The following is a 21,797-nucleotide window of genomic DNA, read 5'->3' on the forward strand; positions in this document are numbered from 1 at the left end:
CGCGCTCGGGCGGTACCGTGATCGCGGGCGAGTGTGGACGAGCCGAATCTCCCTGGGCCGATGGCAAGTTTCGTCGCGTGATTGGACCAGGGCCCGAATAACGGTGGGCGCCAAATTGCCGGCCGTTAGTTTCAACCCTGGGCCAGAAAGAGATGCGCTCTGAGCTCCAAGGCGGGGGATAACCGGCAAGTTCACTCTTTGTTCTTTTCTCATTCTGCGTTGAGCGCTATAGTCTGGAATGGATTTCAACCGGATTTCTAAGCGAGGCGCCGTGGACGGTAAATTGCGTGCTCCCCTACAGCTAAGTCTGGCAGGGCTGTCCCAGCTTGAACCAGCAGTGCGTGCCCTGGCCAATGCGGAAGCGGAGGACCGTGGCGCAATATTCACGCGGCGGGAGGTTGTCGACTTCATTCTTGACTTAGTCGGCTACACGGTCGACCAACCGCTGCACCAGCAGAGCCTGTTAGAACCGTCATTTGGCGAGGGCGATTTTCTGCTTGCGGTCGTCAAGCGCGTTTTTGAGTCCTTGCGGGCCAGCGGAACCAAAACCAACGCCGTGCTGGCACTTAAGGATGCCGTCCGTGGTGTTGAGCTCAACCCGGCGACGTTCGAGCGGACCTTTTCCCGTGTTGTGGAAGCCATGGTCGAGGAGGGCCTCAGTGAGCGCGAAGCGCGCGCGCTAGCGGGAGTGTGGCTTCGCTCAGGTGATTTCCTGCTCACTGAATGGGCCGAGCGGTTCACCTACGTGGTCGGCAATCCGCCATATGTCCGCCAAGAGCTCATTCCGACCATCTTGATTGCCGAATACCGGCGTCGGTTTTCAAGTGTTTTCGATCGCGCAGACCTTTACGTGCCCTTTCTGGAACATGGGTTGTCCCTGTTGCGCCAAGGCGGCCGGCTAGGATTTATCTGTGCAGATCGGTGGATGAAGAACCGTTATGGCGCGCCGTTACGGCGCTTGGTCGCCGACCACTATCAGCTCCTCGCCTACGTCGACATGGTCGACACTCTCGCCTTTCACAGCGATGTGGTGGCCTATCCGGCGATATTCGTTCTCGGTAACGAGCGGACGTCCACAACGCGGGTCGCCCATCGGCCGAGTCTTGATCCTAACAGCCTCAGTAGACTTGCAGAGGCAATGCGGGATGGTGTGGCCAACAATGCAGTCACGGAGGTGGGTGGCGTTGTTCAGGGCGACGAGCCGTGGATCCTGGACGCGCCGGACCAACTTGCCGTGGTGCGCCGCCTGGAGGCCGATTTTCCTCCTTTAGAAGAGACCGGATGTCGGGTCGGGATTGGCGTGGCCACAGGCGCGGATAAGGTCTTTATCGGAAAATTCGACGAACTCGATGTTGAAGCCAGCCGTAAACTGCCTCTGGCCATGAGCCGCGATATTTCAAGCGGCGTGGTCAAATGGCGAGGCTATGGCGTCCTCAACCCGTTCGAGGATAACGGCCGCCTTGCCGCATTGAAGGACTATCCCAAGTTTGCCCGCTACCTAGAGGAGCACGGAGCGGCAATCAAACAGCGGCACGTGTCGAAGAAAAACCCCAGCAGCTGGTATCGCACCATCGACCGGATTTACCGGTCGCTCACCTACAAGCCGAAGCTCCTGTTTCCCGATATCAAGGGTGAGGCAAATGTCGTCTATGAGGAGGGGCGGCTTTACCCCCACCATAATTTGTATGTGCTGACTTCCGATGAGTGGGAATTGCGGGCACTCCAGGCCGTCATGCTCTCGAGCATCGCCCGGCTTTTTGTGGCGACCTACACCACGAAGATGCGAGGCGGCTATTTGAGGTTTCAGGCGCAATACGTACGCCGCATCCGGCTACCGCGTTGGGAAACAGTACCCGAGAGACAGAGACAAGAATTGGCGGCGGCGGCGAGCGCCGGTGACCATGAGCGGTGCAATGCGGCCGTTGCCCGCCTTTACAAGCTCACGGCTGCCGAACGCGTCGCATTGGGAATGGAAGGGTAGCATTACGTGGGGCTGAATCTTGTTAGTTATGAGGATAAGGCGCGGGAAGCCATCAAGCTGTTTTGGGGAAATCGGCACGCCGCCGTCGCGAAACAGAAGCTTGCAGGCAAGGTCGATGCCGGGGAGCGGGCCGGCGTTACCGCAGGCAAGAACATGGACGGCTTTTTCGCCCTAATCGTTGACCTGGTTGAAAAGAACGGGCTGAAAGACGCCGAGATTCATCTGATGCGCCGCGTCTTGACGTTGCCCGGCTATTTCCGACCGACCAAGCTTTGGGACATTTTGATCATCAGCAAGGGACATCTGGTCGCGGCCTTAGAGTTCAAGTCCCAGGTGGGTCCAAGCTTCGGCAACAATTTCAATAACCGCGCTGAAGAATCGATCGGAACGGCTGTCGACCTCTGGACTGCCTACCGAGAGAGCGCGTTTGGAGAGGATGTTCCGCGTCCGTTTGTGGGCTGGCTTATGCTTCTTGAAGACTGCGCGGAATCCCGTATCGCCGTCAGGGACAAGTCACCTCACTTCCCAGTGCTGAAAGATCTTCAGTGCGCGTCCTATGCCGAGCGATACAACAACCTTTGCCGCAAGCTCATGCTGGAACGTCTGTATTCGGCGGCTACGATTATCGTCTCCCCGCGCGATGCCCATGATACGGGCGCCTACAGCGAACTTTCGGACACAACAAGCCTGAACAACTTCGTGGCTAGCTTTGCCGGCCATATAGCAGCAGAGGCCGCACGCAAATGACCGTGCAGCCGACTGGTACGATGTTGCAAGGGAGTAGAGTATTGAACGAGCCTACGATCAGCTGCCCCAGCTGCAAGACCGAAATCAAGCTCAATGAGTCGCTCGCGGCTCCACTTATTGCTGCGACGCGGGAGGAGTACGAGCACCGACTGGCGCAGAGCAATGCGTCTATGGTGGCCCGTGAAGAAGAGTTGAAACGGCAGCAGGCCGACATTGCCAAGGCTAAAGAGGATGTTGATGCGCAGGTGGCCGAGAAGGTGACGGCGAAGCGCGCCGAGATTGCTGCAGAGGAAGGAAGGAAGGCGAAACTGCTGCTGTCCGTGGACCTGGAGGACAAAGACAAGAAACTCGCCGAGCTAGAGGCGACGTTAAAGGCTCGTGACGAAAAACTCTCGGCGGCTCAGCAACAGCAGGCCGAGTTTCTAAAAAAGCAGCGTGAGCTTGAAGATGAGAAGCGAGAGCTTGCGCTCACCGTGGAAAAGAAGGTGCAGGAGGGGCTTGGCGCCGTGCGCATCCAGGCACGGGCCGAGGCCGAAGACGGATTAAAGCTGAAGGTCGCTGAGAAGGAAGAGCAGATTGCCGGGATGCAGCGCCAGATCGAGGAATTAAGACGGCGCGCCGAACAGGGCTCTCAGCAGCTGCAGGGCGAAGTTTTGGAACTTGAACTAGAGTTTCTAATTGCCAGTCGGTTCCCCATGGACGTGATTGAGCCGGTCGCAAAAGGCGAGTTTGGCGGCGACGCATTGCAGCGGGTGATCGGTCCTGCCGGTCAGCAGTGCGGAGCAATTCTCTGGGAATCGAAGCGCACCAAGAACTGGAGCCAAGGCTGGTTGGCCAAACTGAGGGGCGACCAGCGGGCCGCTAAGGCCGAAATCGCTCTCATGATATCCGAGGCCCTACCGGGCGGTGTCGAAACTTTCGACTTGCTGGACGGCGTATATGTCGCCCATCCGAAGTGCGCGATCCCTATCGCAATCATGCTTCGCCAATCGCTGATCGAGCTAGCGAATAGCCGCGTGGCACAGGAAGGCCAGGCGACCAAGATGGAGCAGGTCTACGGCTATCTCACGGGCCCGCGGTTCCGTCATCGCATCGAAGCGATCGTAGAAAAATTCTCGGATATGCAAGATGACCTGAATAAGGAGAAGCGTGCAACAACGCGGCTTTGGGCTAAGCGCGAAGCACAAATCCAAGGGGTTATCGAATCGACAGTCGGAATGTATGGCGATCTTCAGGGCATCGCCGGCCGCGCCATGCTTGAAATCGAGGCGTTTGAGGTGCTTTCGATAGCCAGTTCTTCGGCAGACGACGCGGCCTAGTAGCACTCACTTTAGCGAGAGAAGATCGGCATAGATTTGTCGTAGGTGCTGAGCTGCAGTCGGTAGACTGCGAAGCGGGTGTCGGCAATCACTGACTGGTGCAGTTCCTGTTCCTTGCCGGACCAGGCATCGAGAACAGAAATATCGTTCACGCCTTCCGGCGTGGCGAAGCGCAAATGCTACAATGTCGAGCGCGATCGGGTCCGCCTATTCTGCAAGCCAATCGCGTAGTTCGACTACGATGTACGACCAGCTTGCCTCTGCCTTCAACATCTGATCGATCTCATGTGACCTGCCACGGGTAATTTCCTCCATCTGAGATTAGAGTCCGGCCTCGATTGAAGGACGGACTGATGAAGAGAAAGCGGTTTACGGAAGAGCAGATCATCGCGGTTCTGCGTGAGCATGAGGCGGGAGCAAAGGCGGGCGACCTGGCGCGCAAGCATGGGATCTCCGAGGCGACGCTGTATAACTGGAAGGCGAAATATGGCGGGATGGACGTCTCCGATGCCAAACGGCTGAAAGCCTTGGAAGACGAGAACGCGAAGCTGAAGAAGCTGCTCGCCGACCAGATGCTCGAAGCGTCGGCACTGCGCGAGCTTCTTTCAAAAAAATGGTAGGGCCCGCCGCCAAGCGCGAAGCCGTCGCGCATCTGCAGGCCGTCATGGGCGTGTCGGAGCGTCGGGCCTGTTCCTTCGTCGGTGCCGATCGCAAGATGGTCCGCTATCGGTCCCGGCGTCCGCCGGAGACGGAGCTGCGCACAAGGTTACGCGACCTCGCCAACGAGCGCCGCCGCTTCGGCTATCGACGCCTGTTCATTCTGCTCCAGCGAGAGGGCGAGCCATCAGGGGTCAATCGCATCTACCGGCTCTACCGCGAGGAGGGCCTGACGGTGCGCAAGCGCCGGACACGTCGATCTCCGGTCGGCGCGTTGCTCGGGAACTGACTGACCTGATCGCCTGGCGCGGCAAGCCGGACATGATCGTTTCCGACCACGGCACAGAGTTCACCTCGAACGCCATCCTCGCCTGGTCGAAGGATCATCGCGTCGAATGGCACTACATCGCGCCGGGCAAGCCGATGCAAAATGGCTACGTCGAATCCTTCAACGGCCGAATGCGCGACGAGCTGTTGAACGAGAGCCTGTTCTTCGGCCTCGACCACGCCCGCAGTGCCATTGCCGAATGGAGGCAGGACTTCAACACCGCGAGGCCCCATTCCTCGCTCGGCTACCAGACCCCGGCGGCCTTCGCCGGAACCCTCGCCGCAACCGGCTCCGACGCTGCGCTCAATGAAGGCTTCGCGTCTCCGCCGGTTGCTCAAACCGCGCCATACGGCGTAACAGAAACGGCCGAGGCTCTAATCGCCACTGGATGAAAGTTCAGTGGCAGGTCACCCGGTCCACAAAGCCGACATGTCCATGCCGGACGCCATCTCAGTAGACAGTCCGAAACCCATCACAGGTCGAGACTTGAAGCCTCCATGCGAAACGTCCGCTATGCCATCCCGAAGTCCCGAAGCTGCTATTCCGCTGTCGGCCCCCAGGCTGCCGAGCAGCGATGAGCCTCAGCGGCGAGACGGACCGCCGACAAATTCACACCCTATCTCAACGCCCGTTGATGACGTCCCGATAGCGCGGCCCTCTGAGCCATTTGTCACCCAAGGCCTTCCGAGCCTTCTTGCGTGCCTCTTGCCCTTCCGGGGAGAGGAAGTTCAGCCAGCGAACCCGGTCGGCCTTGTTCTCAAAGAGGAACGACGGCGCATGCACCAAATCGATGTAGCGATCATCTGTTTCGAGTTGAGCCAAACGGAAGGCGCACCAGGCATCCGCCTCGCTGGTGTCCTCTCCAAGCGCCAAATACCAACGCCGCATGTGCAGGGCTGCGGCGAATGATTTGCGCGAAGCCTCGTAGACTTCGCCGAGCCAGCCGCACGCCGGCGAGCGCGACAAATGCGTATCCCGATCTCCGGCCCATGGCAAGGCGCCCACAAGCGGTTGTCAAGTAATGCCGCATAAGCGACCGGTTATCAACGTCTCCAAACATCGCCGCGGTCTCTATCGCCGAGCACGCATATAGTCAAAAGCGAACGTTCGCTAGATGACGGACAGGCGGCTGCGTGCAGCCAGACGAATTGACCTACACCACCTCGGACGGTAGCAAATCCCGATCGGCCAGAGAGCTGATAATCAGCGGACGACAGACAGGATCATGAAACACGAAGCGACGGCGGAGAGCGCGCTCCGCAAAGAGGATCTGGGGCGAATAGCCTTGCGGGAGGCCGAGCGATTAGCTTTCCCGCCGACCGAATGGGAGGCTAACACCCTTGCTGAGGTTCTCGCCCTGCCGCGAGTCACTGTCACGCGGCCGCCCGAAAAGCATCTTCTGGCGGCCGGCATGGTTCCTAAGGACTGCCATGTAAATTGCTCCACACAAGTGGCAAATGACCCGGATCGGCTGAGCCGTCATGTTTGGGGTTGGTGGATCTATGGTCCGATTGTTGTCTTGCATTCGGTTGTCGAGGTCCGCGGGCAATGGCTTTGTCTAACGCCACAGATGACGCCGTTACCTTCACGGTTCCAGTTCATCCCCGACGCCTCGATCGAATGGCTAAAAGCCAACGACGGCGTAGCAACTTACGGATTTCGGGGCGGGGTAAAGCTGCCGGATGCACTTCGCAGATATCCCGAGCATCATCTTCGGATGCGGGATAAGCTCCGCGCTCATATGGCGTCAGGAATCACGGCATTTGATGCCTGGCAAATCGTCGATGCCAAGCTGGGCGCCGAGCTAATGAAAAGAGAGCCCATTTAACTCATGCGTCTCGGTGCCCGAACACTTGTGCAGGATCAAATACGAGGTCTCCTTATAAGAAAATGAGGCTGAAGCCGATCGGCTGCTTTCCGCCACCTAGAACTCAGAAGCGGACCGGTAGCTGCCGGTTAAATGTCTGCTATCCGCTAGGGAGATGCCGCAAGCTGTCGGTCCGCCTTCGGCTCCTAATGCGACACGTTTGCTTCTCGGCTCGGAAGGGTCGCTCTTTGGCACAACTGAGCCCATGACGAATAGCGGATCCCAGCATGTGAGCGAAGTCGTTCTGACGTGTTCGATGTTTGTTCGCCCAAAGTAGCATAAGATGCAGTGCGGAACGGGAGCTGAGCAGTTCCTGAACCGCCCGGCGCCTCCAGCGGCTATAATAATTCAGATGTTCGCAGATGGGTCGCTCCACTTCCCGATCGGCGAACACCAGCAAGGAAATGCATAGGATACCGCATGGTCTTCGGCGTATACGGCTAGGTGAAGAAACGCACTCTCACAATTATGGACAGGCGACGGCCGTTCGGCAGCGGGCTTCGTCGCTGGCGAGGACGAGGGTGTCGGGTCTACGACGAAATGTCGGAAGTCGGACATGGAAGGCAGCTTACCATTTGGGTCGTTGAAAGCTTTATTCCTTTGGCACGATTAGTGCAACGGATGATCCGCAACGTTGCACAGAACCGATACGATGTGAGGGGAGCGTCATCCAGATGTTTGCGTTGACCGTCCCCTCAGTCTTCACCCAGTGGCAGCCGCGCAGGCGCTGGCGTCGCCGGCCAGCCCGATAGCTCATCGATCCAGTCGGCGGAGACAGTAGATAGAATGGGAGAGACACCAGTATGAACTGCGAATGTGATATGGTTGCTTGGGTAAGTGCCATCGCCTTGCTCTGGACGGCCACCGCTGCATCGGCGAACGAAGGCATGTGGATGCCGGCCCAGAGTGCGGAAGTCGGCGCGGCCATGCGCGCGGATGGGCTCCAGATCGATCCCGCGCAGCTGAGCCGTCTGGGCGCTGCCCCGCTTAACGCGATCGTTTCACTGGGCGGATGCTCCGCCTCATTCGTCAGTCCGCAAGGGCTGGTCGCCACCAACCATCACTGCGTGCTGGAATCCATCCAGTACAACAGCAAGGAGAGCCAAGACTATCTCACCAACGGGTTTCTGGCGAAGAGCCTGGGTGAAGAATTGCCTGCGGCGCCCGGCAGCCGCATCTATGTGATCGAGGATATGCGGGATGTGACCGCTGACATGCTCAAGGGCGTCTCGGACAAGCTGAACGGCTTTGCCCGCTATGAACGGCTCGAAGCGAACCGCAAGGCGCTGATCGCCGCGTGTGAAGAACAGCCCAATCGCCGCTGCGACGTAGGGTCCTATTATGGCGGCGCCTCCTACTATCTCCAGCAGAAGCTTGAAATTCAGGACGTGCGCCTCGTCTATGCGCCCGGGCTCGGCATAGGTAACTTCGGCGGCGAAACGGACAATTGGATGTGGCCGCGCCACACAGGCGACTTTGGCTTTTATCGCGCCTATGTCGCCCCTGATGGTTCATCCCGGCCTTATGCGCGCGACAACGTGCCCTACCGGCCGAAGAACTGGCTGCGCATCGCCTCTAAAGGCGTGCAAGAAGGCGATTTCGTGATGGTCGCCGGCTTTCCCGGAGCAACCAATCGATTCCTCACCGCCGATGAAGTCCGGTTCAACTTCGCGCACTACGAACCACTGTCCCAGCGTTTGCTCTCGGATTATGCGGCCCAGATCAAGCAAGCCACGGAAGGCAATCGCGAAGCGCAGATCCGCTACGCCTCCATCCTACAAGGCGTGGAAAACTACAAGAAGAAGCTGGCGGGCGATCTAGCCGGCGCCGACGCGATCGGCCTCGACGCGCGCAAGGCTACCGAGGAGGAAGCTTTTCGCGCCTGGGTCGCTGAGTATCCCGTGCGGCAGACGCGCTTTGACGCAGCAATCCGCGACCTGGACGCGATGGTGGGCGAGAATAGCCGGGCTTCGCTGGCGAGGCTGCGCCAGGCGTTGCTCAATCGCGCGCAACTACTGTCATCGGCACGCACTCTCTATCGCTGGACAAAGGAGCACGAGAAGCCCGATGAAGACCGTGAAAGCGGCTTTCAGGATCGTGACCGTAAAGAAATCTCGGATCAGCTGACGCAGATCGAACGCCGCTATTTGCCAGACATCGATCGAAAGCTTTTCGAGGCCGCACTCGACGAATATCGCCGGCTGGATGCAAAGGACCGCGATACTGTTTTCGAAAGCGCTTTGGGCCAAATTGGCCTTGACCGACTTTATGCAGACACCAAACTCGCAGACACGGCAATGCGGCTCGGCTGGCTTGACAAGCCCGCTGCTGCCTTCGAGGCGTCGGAGGACCCTTTCATCAAGTTGGCGGTCGCTCTCTATCCCGGCGACATAGCTGCGAAGCACGCTGCGAAGGACCGCGCTGGACGCAGCCAGGCGGCTCGCGCCATCTATATGCACGGCCAGCGTGCCTACCGCCAGGCAATCGGCCGGCCGATGTATCCCGACGCGAATGGCTCGCTGCGCATCACCTGGGGCAAGGTGGCGGGGCGAACACGCGACGGGCAGATCTGGATGCCCTTTACCACGGCCGATGGACTTCTGGCCAAAGAAACGGGCAAGGGTGAGTTCGACGCTCCAGATGCGGCTATCGCAGCGATCCGAGCCAAGGATTATGGCCCCTATGCCGCGCCGGCGCTGGGCACGTTACCGGTCGACTTCCTGTCCACCGCCGACATCACCAACGGCAATAGCGGCTCGGCCACGCTGAACGGACGCGGCGAGTTCGTCGGCCTCGCCTTCGATGGCACGCTTGATGGAGTGATCTCCGATTGGGCATATGCCGCAGACCGCAATCGCAGCATCCATGTCGACAGTCGCTTCATGCTCTGGACCATGGACAAGATTGACGGCGCTAGCCGGTTGCTCAAGGAGATGGGAGTGCTGCCGGCGTCGCGCTCCTGAGCGGGGTAGTCTGGTGGTAGGGAAAGGCAATTCGGGGACATTGACGTGAGCTTGCCACAGCGATCGTTGATCGTGCCCGAATCGGCCGGCGCTCCAATGCATGCGCAACATTCAAAGGTTCGCCAGCGCCTGAGCGAGACTGGTAACTTCTCCGGGGTCAGGCGGCACGTAGAAGAGGCGGTTTGGGTTTGAATAGCGGTGGCACGTTCGGTTCGGGCTGACGGAACGGTGCCCGCAGTCGATCACGAAGCTCGCCGTTCAGTTCGGCCGTCCGAACCTGCATGAGCATGTGAGCACCGTGAAGGGACCAGCGCATCTGCTGTTTCTTCACCATCCGCTTGCCGAAGCGAGTCCCAGGGACCGGCTCGGGAGCGAGCGATGTGATCGGCAATCTGCTGCATGGGCTGGATTTTCATGGCGATGTGGAACCAGTCGATGATGTGGGCTGTCGGCTTCGGCATGGCCCGTGGCAGACGCTTCAGGATTTCAGCGCCGTCCGAAATCACGGTGACGTCGCCAAGGCCACGATACCCTTCATGGCGAAGAGCATGAAGGGCGCGAACCCGGATAGCGGTTTGATCGGTGCTGCTGGTCACGAAATAGCGGCCGCCGCTTTCACCGCGCCCACCACGGCTGCATCTGGCCACCACGAGCTCGAAGTTTCGTGCTGAATTGGGATCGGCGCTGCGAACGTGCGCCGTATCGATGCTGATGACGAATTCTTTGCGCCGATCGCCGGGAAGCTGCATTTCAAGCTGGCTTCGGTCGTCCGCCCGCGACCCTGCCCGCCGTTCTTCCTCTGCAATTTGATCGTCGAGCCGCTCGCCGATTCTGATGGTGCGCTTGCGCACGGTCGCATGCGTCTCGGTCGGCTCAATGGGCAGGAATTCGGTCAGAACCTTCGCAGCTCGCCGGTAAGGCATCATGCTTCCCATTCGCGCAGTCAGTTCCATCAGCTCGGACGTCGAGCGGTCGGGACAGATTTCCTTCAGCGGCGCAAAGGCGCTGGCCATGCCAGGGTAACAATCCTGGCACAGCATCCAGCGAGGGTTGCGAACCTCAACGGTGCCGAAAACGGTTCGGATCCGGCGCGTCGTGTAATCCTTGACCGAGCGGAACGTGTGGCAGTCAGGGCAGACCCGACGAAAGAGGGAATAGGTTTCCGCCTCGTGGGTCACAACCGCTCCCTGCAGCGCCGTCATGATCTTCTTGCCGTCCTCGACCGACAAGCCGATGTCGCCGTCGAACAGATGCTCCCAGCTCTTGTCGATCCGGAGTTCCTTCCGGCAGGTGTCGCCAAATTCGTTCTTGCCCTCGATCGTAATCGTCCATTCCACCGCCATCGCTTTGCCTCCTAGCAAAGTGACGTTGATGGACTACTCGAGCCTAACAGCCCGTATTCGACCCCAGAGAAATTACCGGTCTCACGAGAACGGCAAGGCCGATAACTGTGTAGAACCCGACCGCCTCGCGCGGCTTGTGCTCCAGTCCGGTTTTCCACCCGCGGGTCGCATATGGCATAGGCTGCCGATCCTGCCAGCACAGGCACGGCGAGCAGCCCTGTGCCGATGATGCCCGGGCTGAATAGCGCGAATAATAGTGGTGGTGTGGAACGGCCCTCCGAGCCGTCGCGGAACATGACTATGCTGGTGCTCGAAGCGTGGTCGTCAAGAAGGGGACACACCATGGAAGATCACCGACAAGCTTCGATCCTACGGTGCAGCGAAGCGGGAGATCATGCCAGGCGTCGACATCGCTCGCACAAGGGCCTGAACAATCGGGCGGAGAACTCTCATCACCCCGTCAGACGGCGGGAGAGGATCATGAAGCGCTTCAAGTCAGCGCGACGTCTTCAGTGTTTCGTTTCCGTACACGACCCGATCGCCCAACTTCTTTAACGTTCCCCGCCACGATATTCCATCCACCCACCATCGAGAACTGCGAGCAACTGCCATGCAAGCATGGCGCCAAATCGCGCGCCCTCACGCCGAATGAACCAAAGCCTCACTCCCAGATCTTGTTTTCACAGCGTTAAGTTTACGGTGCCCGATTCGATCCTCTTGCCGTTCAGTATTCCGGCGGCTCGACAGGAGGCCGGGGCAGCGAGTCCAGTTGGTTGGCGGCCACTAGAACTGATTCCACTGCGTCTTGGTGCGTGCACGAGGAAGGATCCATTCCGTAAGCTTCCTGAATCATCCGTGATGCGATTTCCCTTTGTTGGTCTTCAGGAACACGGGACAATGCGTTGCGCACACTATCGGCGAACTCGGGTGAGATCACTTGTACTTCTGCATATTTTTCCCACGATACGGGTGCGTTTTGCCTCCGGCGCAAATTGTTGGCAGTGTATTCATTTGTGTCCGGATGCACGAACGGAATCAACCCCTCAAGACGGCTTTTCAGGAATTCGGCGGTGCTTTTGTCCATCGACCAAGGACCTTGCTCGGCCGGCTCTCCGCTCCATGCGCTGTCTTTCAACCGAACAGCGGGACCGTTGGCCCAGGCATCCATGACCACGGTCGACCTCGGGTCGCGGCTTCCGCGCCGCAGTTCGTTCCAGGTGTGACCCGTCTTGACTGGGATCTCATCACCTTCCTCGGTTATCTCTTTCATTGACACGGAAGCAATAGAGGTCATACTCCGCTCGTCGGCCGCCATGTGTGGGGCGTGGACGATAGCGCAAAGGGGAGCGGTCTGATTGCAGCACGCTGCTCCCATGACTACTGCCACTGCAACCTTGTTGTTGCCGTCTGGTGCCATCATTGCAACCGACGATCCGATGCCGTTGTGGCCGTGCGAGGGAATGTCGTCCACCTTAACGTTTCCCCGGCCATGCTTGAGCAGCAGGCGGAGGTCGTGAACTGTTTGCCCCGCTGTCGCGAGTCTTATCGGGCTCGTGACGTCGTCATGGACGAGACACGCTCCCATATGGTAGGCGGCCTGCTGGATCTGATGTTGCTCCAGAGGCGCATCTCCGCCCCATCGCAACTTGTCGGCAGGCGTGCCCAGGGAGACCCTCAGCGCTGATATGCTGCTCTCAAAGGCCGACGCCGTGGATTCTCGCGGCGACTCTTCCGTGTCATATGTGGCATGTCGAGTCGATCCGGAGGATTTGGAGAAGCAAATTCCCATAGCCGTTCACCTGTAGTGGAGTTTTCTGATCGTCGAGGGACGGGATACGCGAGACGGCGCTTAACCGTCAGTGTCATCTGGATGACTCATGCTAGGCGGGTTGGCTTTCGACAAGCTGACGGGCACCGTAAACTTAACGCTGTGAAAACAAGATCTGGGAGGGCACCGTAGCGTTAACCAGCATCGATCAAAATGTGGGATCTGGCGGCATGACCAGATTTTCCCGTGATTATCGTCGCCACCGATTTCCGGCGCAGGTGATTGCCCATGCCGTTTGGCTCTATTTCCGGTTTCCGCTCAGCCTGCGGATGGTCGAGGATATGCCGGCAGCGCGTGGCGTCATCGTCTCTCACCAGACCGTGCGCGACTTTGGGCTGAGAAATTTGGCAGACACTTTGCCAATGATATCCGGAAGCGATCGGCCGGCAAGCTCGGCGACACATGGCATCTCGATGAAGTTGTCATCACCATCGGTGGAAAGAAACACTGGCTTTGGCGCGCCGTTGATCAGGACGGGTTTGTTCTCGACGCGTCGGTGCAAAGCCGTCGCAATGTCAAGGCGGCAAAGCGCTTGATGCGAAAGCTTCTGAAAGGCCAAGGCCGTTCGCCGCGTGTGATGATCACCGACAAGCTTCGATCCTACGGTGCGGCGAAGCGGGAGATCATGCCAGGCGTTGAGCATCGCTCGCACAAGGGCCTGAACAATCGGGCGGAGAACTCTCATCAACCCGTCCGACGGCGGGAGAGGATCATGAAGCGCTTCAAGTCAGCGCGACATCTTCAGCGTTTCGTTTCCGCACACGTCCCGATCGCCCAACCTCTTTAACGTTCCCCGCCACGATATTCCATCCACCCACCATCGAGAACTGCGAGCAACTGCCATGCAAGCATGGCGCCAAATCGCGCGCCCTCACGCCGAATGAACCAAAGCCTCACTCCCAAATCTTGTTTTCATACGCGCAAAGCGACGCGGCGAACAGAGGATCGCGAAGGCGACAACGGCCGTTCCTGGATCGTTTGAGGTCTCCCGTCCCCTGGAGGTGGTCAGATCGACCATACCAAGGCCGATATCTTTGTCGACGACGAGGAAACTCGGCAGCCGGTCGGTCGACCGTGGCTGACACTGGCGATGGACGTGTCCAGCCGGATGGTGACTGGGTTCTACCTTACGATGGAAGCACCGTCCCGGCTTTCGACCAGCGTTTGCTTGCTGCATTCTGTCTTCGAAAAATCGGCATGGCTGAGAGAACGCGAGATCACAGAACCATGGCCCGTTGCTGGCCTGCCTGATACGCTACATGTCGACAACGTCCTAAGCGCGGAACGAAATGGAGCCTGCAGTCAAGGTCTCTCTATCCGCCAGCATGCTTTCGCTGCGTGACGTTGGTCAAGTCGTCGAAACAGGCGGCTTCCACCGGCAAGGGAAAAGGTCTCGTCCATAGCAAACAAAGGGTACGCACGGAGGCGTCCCTCACCGTCCTCAACACGAGCTTCTGATCCAGGCGGAAGACCCGAACATTATCTACAGGGTCATCGAAGCGATGCCCTCACGGCCCTTAGCTGACAGAGGTTCTTCCACCTGGCACCCGCCCTTCAACGAAGGGCCGGTAGTCGGAACCACCTTTGACGACAGCGTGCACGACGCGCGCCATCTTGGCGGTAATAGCGGTCATTGCCTTGCGGCGTAGATCGGGCTTGTCGCGATCCCGCGCAATGTAGCGTTCGAACTTATGACGGAAGCCGTTCTCCCGCTGGCGGATGGCGACTTGTCCAGCGATCCACAGGGTACGGCGTAGCCGGGCATTGCCAATTTGGAAAGGCGGGTCTGGCCGCGATATTGGCCTGACTGTTGTGTCGAGAGGTCCAGCCCGCAGAACTTCAGAAACTGGCGGTGATGAGCGAAACGGCGAAGATCGCCGGCTTCGGCAATGATCGTCAGCGCATTGATCGGCCCGATGCCGGGGATCTGGCGTAGGAGCTGATAGTCCTGGCTGTGCCGCAACAGCTCGTCGGCTTGCGCTTCGATCTCATTGCGCTGCCGGATCAGGCCGCGTGCCTCGTCAATGACCATCCGGAACATGCGAATGGCAGGGGCATCGAGCGGCAGTGGCAGTCCGATCGATGAGCGCGCCGTCTCGTAAATAACCATCAGAATCTGTGTCTTGCTGACCTTGCGGCCGACGACATCCCAAGCTGCCATCACAAACTCCTCCTTCGTCAGCGCCGTGATGCCTGCTGGCGCCGGAAAGGCATGGAGGAAGGCGAAGAACCAGTCGCTGCGGCTGTTCCCCCGGAAACGATCGATCTCGGGAAAATACAGCGGCAGGTAGTGCGTCAGGATACGGTGCTGGATCTCGGTCTTGGCCCTGGCGATCGCTTCATGGGTCTTCGACAGCTCCTGCACGTCGTTGATGCCGGCGCGAATGGTAGACTTGTGTTGCCTGGATCCTGAGCATGTGCAGCATCACCTGTGCATCCTTTGGATCGTTCTTGTCCCAGCTGTTGTGCAACGCTTCTCGCGTTCGGGCCAGCGCCAGCGACGACACCAGCCGCACCTCAAAACCCGCTTCAGCCAGGCGCCATGCTATCGGCCGGTGATAGTTCCCGGTCGCTTCAAAGGCGCAGACCACAGGGCGGCCATACGCCTACAGCACCTCTATCAGATGGTCGTGCTCAGCACGGGTGTTGAGGACCAAAAGACGACGCCGGCGCTTGTGGCCTGGTGCTTCGATCAGAACTTCATTGCGCACCTTGGCAATGTCGATCGCTACCAGCACCGCGGCGGCGGGTGTAGAATCTGAAGTGGTCATGGTCGGTCTCTCCGGAATGGGTTGTGAACATTCACATTCTAGAGAAACTTTGACTGGCCATGGCCGCCTCGAGAGCGGTGCGCGCCTGCAGCGAAAAGCTGCGCGCACCGCCCTGGCGGTCGTCGCCGCTCCGTTATTCCGTAGGTGCTACGGTCCTGACTTCCGCAGCCGAGCCTTCAAGAGAGGATGCCAGGATGTCGGAATTGCGATCGAATGGCGACCTCCGGGCGAGCCGCGCTTCGGCGGTCACATCGAGCGCCTTATCGGTACACAGATGGGGAAACTGCACCTGCTACCCGGCACGACGTTCAGCAACGCGCAGGAGCTTGGCGAGTACGATTCGAAGCGGCACGCGGTACTAACACTGCGGGAGCTTGAGCGTTATATCGCCCTCGACATCGTGGGGTGCTATCATCAGTCGATCCACAGCAGTCTGGGCCGGCCGCCGATTGCGGTCTGGCGCGAGCATGAGGGCGAGATTCCACTTCGGCTGCCGCAGGATCGGCTGCGTTTCTGGCTGACGTTCCTGCCCGAGCAGGAGCGCACCTTGCGGCCAACCGATATTCATCTGTTTGGGCTGCGCTATTAGTCGCCTGCGCTCAGCGCCGACATCGGGCGTTCGGACCGGCGCCTGCTTGTCAAATACGATCCGCGCGACATGGCGCGCATCTTCGTTCGAAGGCCATCGGGTAACTTCGTGGAAGCCCGCTATGCCGACGTGACGTTGCCTTCGATAACCCTCCACGAGGCGCTGACCGCCCGACGCACCCTGCTTGCGAAAGGCCGCCGTGAAGTCGACACCCGCGCCATCGTCCGCACTGCGATCGCCCAGCGCGAGCTGGTCGGCGGCGACCAGGAAGACGGCGGCTGCGCGACGCCGCGGGACCAGCACTTCGAAATCGAAGGTGGATGATGCCGGATGGGCTCGCTTCGCGGCGTCGATTCCAGCAAACCCGTACCCTTTGTCGAGGATACGGATTGAGCTGGCATGAACGATGAAATCTCCCACTCATTGTTTAATCGGCGCATAACACGTTGAAAACGTTCACTTATTTTCAAAATCTGCGCGACAATCCCGACAGCCATGCCGTCAAAAAGTTACGCTCTTGATTTAAAGGAAAAATCGCCAGAAAAATATTTTTGAGGTTTCACGGACTATCGACACCAATCGGGTCACCTTTGCACTGGCCGGCAGTGGCGACTTACCCGACTCCGCATCCGAAAAATACCGTCAGCAATCTATAGCACGCTCGCACACTTGGCACCATCTGCTCCAGAACAGTGCGGCCCTCGTCGCACCGGTTAGCTCAAACCCATCAGATGTCCCTGATCTCAACGCGGCCGGTTGAGACGGTACTCGTTAGCCGGAACGTCTACACGCCATGCCTCGCAAGGATGGACGATGAAATCATCGTCATAGTGGTCGAGGCGGCAGTAGATTTCGGCGATGGACACCGTCGAAACATAGACCGCTGGGTTGGGAAGATCGTAGTATTCGACGTGGTGAGCTGCATACCAGATCGCCTTGTCGAGAGATGGCGTCCACGACATGCCCATGCTGTGCACAGGCCCTGCGCAACCGCGGAACAGCGTGAGCCGCTCACCTCTAACAAAAGTGAAGGTCTCGCCCAAAGGTTTGAGTGCGCGGAGGCGATCCCGATCACACGCGTCAAACACGTCCTTCAGCACCGAGATACCCTGGTCGCGAAAGTGGGATGCATGCACATAGGCGTCAAGCCAAGGCGCTTCGAGCACCCCCAAGGCGGCCAGAACCCGATAGTTGCGGATGATAAAACCAAGGCTCTCCGTCGGGATGTAGCCATGAAAGTTTTCCCCACGGGCGATCGCCTTTCGGACTTCGATAGCGTCCGCTTCCGCGAGCCCAGTAAAGTCCAGGCATTCCGACCCCAGCGGCTCTATTAACGTTGCGGGAGCAGTTTCCATCGACGCATCCCCTCCGACCATACTAGGTATCAAGAAAATCCCATTCACTGCCCGTCACCCAGCGCAAAGCGCTGAGTTTCCCATTGAGCATTCCCCACTCGAAATCGCTCCACGGCCCAAGATTTTCTAGGCCGACCTCATCTTCCGTTCGCTTCGCTGCAGCCAGAGCCCTCTGCCACACGGTGTCGATAGTCACTTTCTGATGGCGCTTGGGGACGCTTTTTCCACTCAGCTTCCGTGACAACTTTGTGTTTGCCGCTCTCAATCGCGCGAAGGTTCCAATGTCGGTTGTACCAAATTTGCCGAAACAGAAGATTTTCAGCCTCCATGATCTCGCTGAGCAATCGCGGCTCCTCCCGGTACTCAAACTCCCATTTCACTTCTTCCATCAGATCCGGCGCGTAATCGTTCAGGACTTCTCCAATCGCTAGCGAATATGTGGAGTTCTTGGCGGCAAACAGGTCGCCGAGATCGGGGTGCGGCTCCCTCTCATCGCCTGCCATGTTGGAGAAGTCATGCTTATTGTGCGTTACAAAAGCGTAGTCCGCGCCTTCGTCGGCCACAGATACAATGTCTCTGTAAATTTCTATGAGAATTGCGTCGCCAATGCTGTTCTTATCTTTGTGAAACGGAGCGCGCTTATCGACTGCGCGCTGTGCAGCCCGAAGCTTCACCGCATCATCCGTCACAACCGGGCTCGCGGCGGCAAACAATTTCTCTATGCGCTGGATGCTCTCATGGACGGCTTCGCCGAGGATCGTGATGCGGTGATCCACGTCATCCAAACTGGCCAAGGCCTCCTCCCGGCCCTCCGCCTTACCAAACTGCCGTACAGCTTCTTTGACCCGCTTGAAGGTGCTGCTCAGACTCTTGCCGCTGTCCCTTATGATGCGGTCCTTGTTGCGAGCGAATTCGTCGACCGACTGCTTTGGCAAAACCAAGATGACTTCACCTGCCTCGATCATCTGCTCAAGAGCGGCAAGTGTGGGTTGGTGCCGATAATCCTTGACCATATCGAGCCACACACAAGTATCAACAAACAGATGCAGCACGATTTCGACCTTCTTTGTTTGGTTTGTCTACCATGCATAGTTCACGCACTCACCAGACGTCTTAGGTTCTGGAGAACCGCGTCTTCCATGGCCTTCGCCGAAACGTTCCGAGCTTCCGCCAGTTCGGCGACCGTGTGGCCGACATCGCGTGGCCTGAGCGGCTGCCCATCCCTCTCCACAAACGGCCCGTCGGTTTCAGTCAGCAAACGGTCGAGCGGAAGACTCCCAACCAGTTGTCGGTGCTTGGGTGAGCGCAGCATCTCTCCGTTGATCGAGAAATAGCAGCCGAGCGCGACCGCCCGACGGGCTTCGGCCGACGTGCCGGTGAACCAATGCATGACAACGCGTCCCCGGTCCTGCGGCAGGGAGCTTTCAAGATGATTCAGCACTTTGCCAACCGCGCGGACGCTATGGACGGTTAGTATCTTCCCGCCCTGTTCAGCGCAGGCGCGGAGGATGCGCTCGAACACCCGCTCCTGTGCCGGAAAACTCCGATAGAAGCGGGGGCCGGCGTCCAGGCCAATCTCGCCGACATAGCGTGCATCTGAGAGGTAGCGCTCGAAGATCGGCAACTCATTCTCGCGTTCGGCGACGAGCTGCGGATGTAGCCCCAAGGCGATCCGGACATGCGCCGACTTCGCCGCAAGCTCCCGGTTTCGCGGCCAAGCCTTCGGCGTGGTCGTGACCGCAAGCGTCGCCACGCGTTCTCGATCGCATTCGGCAATAAGAGCCGAATGGTCTTTGTAGAGATCGACGTGGCAGTGGAAATCGACCCAGCGCGCGGCCGATTGGTTGGATGTCTCTATCATAGCGGACGGGCCTGGACGCCGTGCAACAGTCTGCCGACCTCCTGCAGGCCGGCGACGTAGACGGCCTCATAATCGGAGAGCTTGCCAGGATGATCGATCAATGGCCCCGGTCGATGAATATCGAAACGGGCTCGCCCAGGCTTTCGTGCAAGGCGCGATAGCGCAAGCTGGAAGGAGCGCACATGCTCGCCCTCCGCCTTGTTTGTATCGAGGACCTGCGCTCGAAGATCGGGAATGCGGTACGACGTATCGTCGGTGCCCCAGCCTTCGAGGATCGCAGCGCGCCGGATGAGACACGGCACACAACGTCCGCAATGTTTAGGCGTCCTCTCATTCGGGTCCGGATCGTAGCGGCGACTTCCAGGCGACGAGCACGACATCGTGTGCTTCGCTTCTTTCCGGAGGAACGGGATGTCGGCGCATTCCTTCGCCATTTGGCCTTTCGTCATGAAGGCGTAGGGATTTTCCAATCGAACGCTCAGGCCGAGGCCTTTGAGTAGATCCTCGAAACGAGCCATGTAGAACGGATGTGTCGTGCGAGTGCTAAGTGCTCCGAGGCGGAGCGGATCCAGAGGCACGTTGAGCGAGATCAGGCCATTCTCCGGCACATGCACGACCATGTCGCCGCCGATCGCGTCGGCCGCCATGACCGCCAGCGAGAAGAACAGAAATGAACGCCCCCTCAGCGTGTCCTCGACCGCAGAATGCTCCACCGTATCGGTCGGGAATCCCACTCTTGCCCGAATGTGATGAAGCGTTGTTCCGCCGAAGCGACGCTTCATCACCTCGGCGCAATAGGCTTGGTGCGTGCTGGTGATGCCGTCCCAATAGTGGCTCACCAACATCGGCGCCTCACCGCGCGCGAGCAGATCGATCGCACCAATGAAACTGTCCAGCCCGCCCGAAAACAGGCAGACCGTTGTCGGATTGGCGGTGCGCAGCTTCGTCGGTCTGGCCGCCAGATCGCGAGCGCCGGCAGCGCGAGGACGAAAATAGACGCCCCAGCGGTCGCCGGTCAGGAAGTTCAGCGTTGTCGAGATCAACGACGCCAGGCCTTGCCAGCGAGCGGCGTCATATACCGGCAAGTGGAGGTCGATCTCGCGGGTCCAGGCGTCCTGTGCGTCAGCGGCACGCGAGATACGGGTATCGGCGGCAGTGATCGCCGCGGCCAAAAGCGCCAGATCGACCGCTGTTTCGGAGGGGCGAAGGCCGAGCTCACAGAGTTGATCCAATGGCTGGCCCAGCCCATAGCCCAAACGGAACTCGCCATCGACGAAGTTGATCTCCGTCTCTTGTGTATCCACACGGCTCGGCGAAATGCTTGTGCCGTCTCCCGGACCAAGCCGGGCAATGATCGTATGATGCCTCATGCTGCGGCCTCCCCGGCGACGGCAACCAGCTCGAAAGCCGTCTCGTAAATCTGGTTGACGACATTCTCGATATCGCGGTCAGACAGACGCTCCAGGCTTTCGAGCCTTCCGGCGAGCTGACCGCGCGTTGCGCCCTCGATAAAATCATGAAGCTGCGCCTGGGCGCTTTCCACGGCAGCGATGTCATCAGGGAAGGTGATGCCCCGCCCGCCGAGGTCTGCCATCACCCGCCCTTCGATCGAACGGGAGATGAAGTCCAGGAAGACGTCCTGGAGCTGCTCCGGTGTAAGTGTATCGAAGCTGCCCAAGCCCGCTTCAGCAAGATCACCGATCGTCTCCAGCATCGCCTGCCGCGCGATCGCGTCGTCGACCGCGCCGCCCGGTGGGCAGATAAATTCCAGGATCGTTACGAAGACATCTGCCGCCGGCTGCGTTGCCAATCCGGCCAGGTTGAGTTGACGAAGCGTTTCGGTTGGTCCGAGACGCTGGAAGTCGCGAACGACGCCCAACAATCCGCTGGCTGTGGCGCGGGATGAGCCCATGCGCCGCGCGGCCCGTCGGGCGCCGCCGGTGCTGCCGCGTACATAGCCCGACAATGCACTTCCGAGCGCACTACGGCTGCCGGTCCTTGCGAAGCGCGTGAAATTGCCCCGCGCGCCACCCAGGCTGCCGGTGCCCTTCGTATCCGGACTTGGCGGCGTGCGCGGAACGCCCGGAACAGCAGGCGCTGCCGGCTGCCCCGGTTGCGGCGATGACGGTCCGCCTGGCGCGCCCGGCGCATTCGGACTCACCGGCGCTGTTGCCGGAGGTCGAGGCTG

At 59.3% G+C, this 21,797-nt stretch carries 16 protein-coding genes and 6 pseudogenes; 11 read left to right on the forward strand and 11 right to left on the reverse strand.

Features of this window, described 5'->3' with window-relative positions:
- Positions 1–271 precede the first annotated feature (271 nt).
- The 3 genes from IHQ72_RS33360 to IHQ72_RS33370 are packed head-to-tail and all read left to right on the forward strand — an operon-like array spanning position 272 to position 4,047.
- The gene (locus IHQ72_RS33360) at positions 272–1,981 is read left to right on the forward strand and encodes an Eco57I restriction-modification methylase domain-containing protein (protein WP_258120019.1); all 1,710 of its coding nucleotides are present in this window, start codon (positions 272–274) and stop codon (positions 1,979–1,981) included.
- A 6-nt stretch (positions 1,982–1,987) separates the two neighbouring features.
- Positions 1,988–2,728 (forward strand): PaeR7I family type II restriction endonuclease, encoded by a 741-nt coding sequence (locus IHQ72_RS33365; protein WP_258120020.1) that lies wholly within the window; start codon positions 1,988–1,990, stop codon positions 2,726–2,728.
- Between the two features lie 41 nt (positions 2,729–2,769).
- Complete coding sequence (locus tag IHQ72_RS33370) at positions 2,770–4,047, forward strand: DUF2130 domain-containing protein (protein WP_258120021.1); 1,278 nt, start codon at positions 2,770–2,772, stop codon at positions 4,045–4,047.
- A gap of 11 nt (positions 4,048–4,058) precedes the next feature.
- On the opposite strand, the gene IHQ72_RS33375 is transcribed toward IHQ72_RS33370, so the two are convergent.
- A complete protein-coding gene (locus IHQ72_RS33375; RefSeq protein WP_258120024.1) occupies positions 4,059–4,199 on the reverse strand; it encodes a hypothetical protein in 141 nt (46 codons plus the stop codon).
- Positions 4,200–4,400: 201 nt separating this feature from the next.
- On the opposite strand from IHQ72_RS33375, the pseudogene IHQ72_RS33380 reads away from it, so the two are divergent.
- Positions 4,401–5,424 (forward strand): annotated as a pseudogene (locus tag IHQ72_RS33380) (integrase core domain-containing protein).
- 229 nt (positions 5,425–5,653) lie between these two features.
- Here the strand turns inward: IHQ72_RS33380 and IHQ72_RS33385 are convergent.
- A complete protein-coding gene (locus IHQ72_RS33385; protein WP_258120025.1) occupies positions 5,654–5,998 on the reverse strand; it encodes a hypothetical protein in 345 nt (114 codons plus the stop codon).
- Between the two features lie 259 nt (positions 5,999–6,257).
- Here IHQ72_RS33385 and IHQ72_RS33390 point away from each other — a divergent pair, with 259 nt between their 5' ends.
- A complete protein-coding gene (locus IHQ72_RS33390; protein ID WP_258120026.1) occupies positions 6,258–6,860 on the forward strand; it encodes a hypothetical protein in 603 nt (200 codons plus the stop codon).
- Between the two features lie 860 nt (positions 6,861–7,720).
- Positions 7,721–9,862 (forward strand): S46 family peptidase, encoded by a 2,142-nt coding sequence (locus tag IHQ72_RS33395; RefSeq protein ID WP_258120027.1) that lies wholly within the window; start codon positions 7,721–7,723, stop codon positions 9,860–9,862.
- Positions 9,863–10,019: 157 nt separating this feature from the next.
- Here IHQ72_RS33395 and IHQ72_RS37440 read toward each other — a convergent pair.
- Together IHQ72_RS37440 and IHQ72_RS33405 are read right to left on the reverse strand one after the other, a co-directional pair.
- Positions 10,020–10,202: pseudogene (locus IHQ72_RS37440) on the reverse strand (hypothetical protein); the annotation flags it as partial.
- Positions 10,203–11,287: 1,085 nt separating this feature from the next.
- A pseudogene (locus IHQ72_RS33405) lies at positions 11,288–11,456 on the reverse strand (divalent metal cation transporter); the annotation flags it as partial.
- Positions 11,457–11,554: 98 nt separating this feature from the next.
- On the opposite strand from IHQ72_RS33405, the pseudogene IHQ72_RS33410 reads away from it, so the two are divergent.
- Positions 11,555–11,857: pseudogene (locus tag IHQ72_RS33410) on the forward strand (DDE-type integrase/transposase/recombinase); the annotation flags it as partial.
- 72 nt (positions 11,858–11,929) lie between these two features.
- Here IHQ72_RS33410 and IHQ72_RS33415 read toward each other — a convergent pair.
- The gene (locus tag IHQ72_RS33415; RefSeq protein ID WP_258120028.1) at positions 11,930–12,676 is read right to left on the reverse strand and encodes a type III secretion protein; all 747 of its coding nucleotides are present in this window, start codon (positions 12,674–12,676) and stop codon (positions 11,930–11,932) included.
- Between the two features lie 527 nt (positions 12,677–13,203).
- Between IHQ72_RS33415 and IHQ72_RS33420 the strand changes: the two are divergent.
- Both IHQ72_RS33420 and IHQ72_RS37535 read left to right on the forward strand, forming a co-directional pair.
- Positions 13,204–13,917, forward strand: a pseudogene (locus IHQ72_RS33420) (IS6 family transposase).
- 146 nt (positions 13,918–14,063) lie between these two features.
- Positions 14,064–14,375: a TnsB C-terminal domain-containing protein gene (locus IHQ72_RS37535; protein WP_502572803.1), complete on the forward strand. Its 312-nt coding sequence runs from the start codon at positions 14,064–14,066 to the stop codon at positions 14,373–14,375.
- Between the two features lie 149 nt (positions 14,376–14,524).
- Here IHQ72_RS37535 and IHQ72_RS33425 read toward each other — a convergent pair.
- Positions 14,525–15,804, reverse strand: a pseudogene (locus IHQ72_RS33425) (IS110 family RNA-guided transposase).
- Here IHQ72_RS33425 and IHQ72_RS33430 point away from each other — a divergent pair.
- Together IHQ72_RS33430 and IHQ72_RS33435 are read left to right on the forward strand one after the other, a co-directional pair.
- A complete protein-coding gene (locus tag IHQ72_RS33430; protein WP_258124078.1) occupies positions 15,803–16,393 on the forward strand; it encodes a TnsB C-terminal domain-containing protein in 591 nt (196 codons plus the stop codon). The pseudogene IHQ72_RS33425 and the gene IHQ72_RS33430 overlap by 2 nt on opposite strands.
- A 42-nt stretch (positions 16,394–16,435) precedes the next feature.
- Positions 16,436–16,717: a Mu transposase C-terminal domain-containing protein gene (locus IHQ72_RS33435; protein WP_258124024.1), complete on the forward strand. Its 282-nt coding sequence runs from the start codon at positions 16,436–16,438 to the stop codon at positions 16,715–16,717.
- Positions 16,718–17,136: 419 nt separating this feature from the next.
- Here the strand turns inward: IHQ72_RS33435 and IHQ72_RS33440 are convergent, their stop codons facing one another.
- From IHQ72_RS33440 to qatB, 5 genes are all read right to left on the reverse strand, one after another.
- Positions 17,137–17,748 carry a hypothetical protein gene (locus IHQ72_RS33440; RefSeq protein ID WP_258120029.1) on the reverse strand — a complete coding sequence of 204 codons (612 nt, stop codon included), beginning with the start codon at positions 17,746–17,748 and terminating at the stop codon, positions 17,137–17,139.
- A gap of 137 nt (positions 17,749–17,885) precedes the next feature.
- On the reverse strand, positions 17,886–18,800 hold the full coding sequence (locus IHQ72_RS33445) for a PIN domain-containing protein (protein ID WP_258120030.1): 915 nt from the start codon (positions 18,798–18,800) through the stop codon (positions 17,886–17,888).
- Positions 18,801–18,841: 41 nt separating this feature from the next.
- Complete coding sequence (gene qatD, locus IHQ72_RS33450; RefSeq protein WP_258120031.1) at positions 18,842–19,609, reverse strand: Qat anti-phage system TatD family nuclease QatD; 768 nt, start codon at positions 19,607–19,609, stop codon at positions 18,842–18,844.
- Positions 19,606–20,979: a Qat anti-phage system QueC-like protein QatC gene (gene qatC, locus IHQ72_RS33455; RefSeq protein ID WP_258120036.1), complete on the reverse strand. Its 1,374-nt coding sequence runs from the start codon at positions 20,977–20,979 to the stop codon at positions 19,606–19,608. Before qatC ends, qatD begins: the two co-directional genes overlap by 4 nt.
- The gene (qatB, locus tag IHQ72_RS33460) at positions 20,976–21,488 is read right to left on the reverse strand and encodes a Qat anti-phage system associated protein QatB (RefSeq protein WP_258120037.1); all 513 of its coding nucleotides are present in this window, start codon (positions 21,486–21,488) and stop codon (positions 20,976–20,978) included. The genes qatC and qatB overlap by 4 nt, the downstream gene beginning before the upstream one ends.
- Positions 21,489–21,797 lie beyond the last annotated feature (309 nt).

This window comes from Mesorhizobium onobrychidis, assembly GCF_024707545.1.
GTDB lineage: Bacteria > Pseudomonadota > Alphaproteobacteria > Rhizobiales > Rhizobiaceae > Mesorhizobium > Mesorhizobium onobrychidis.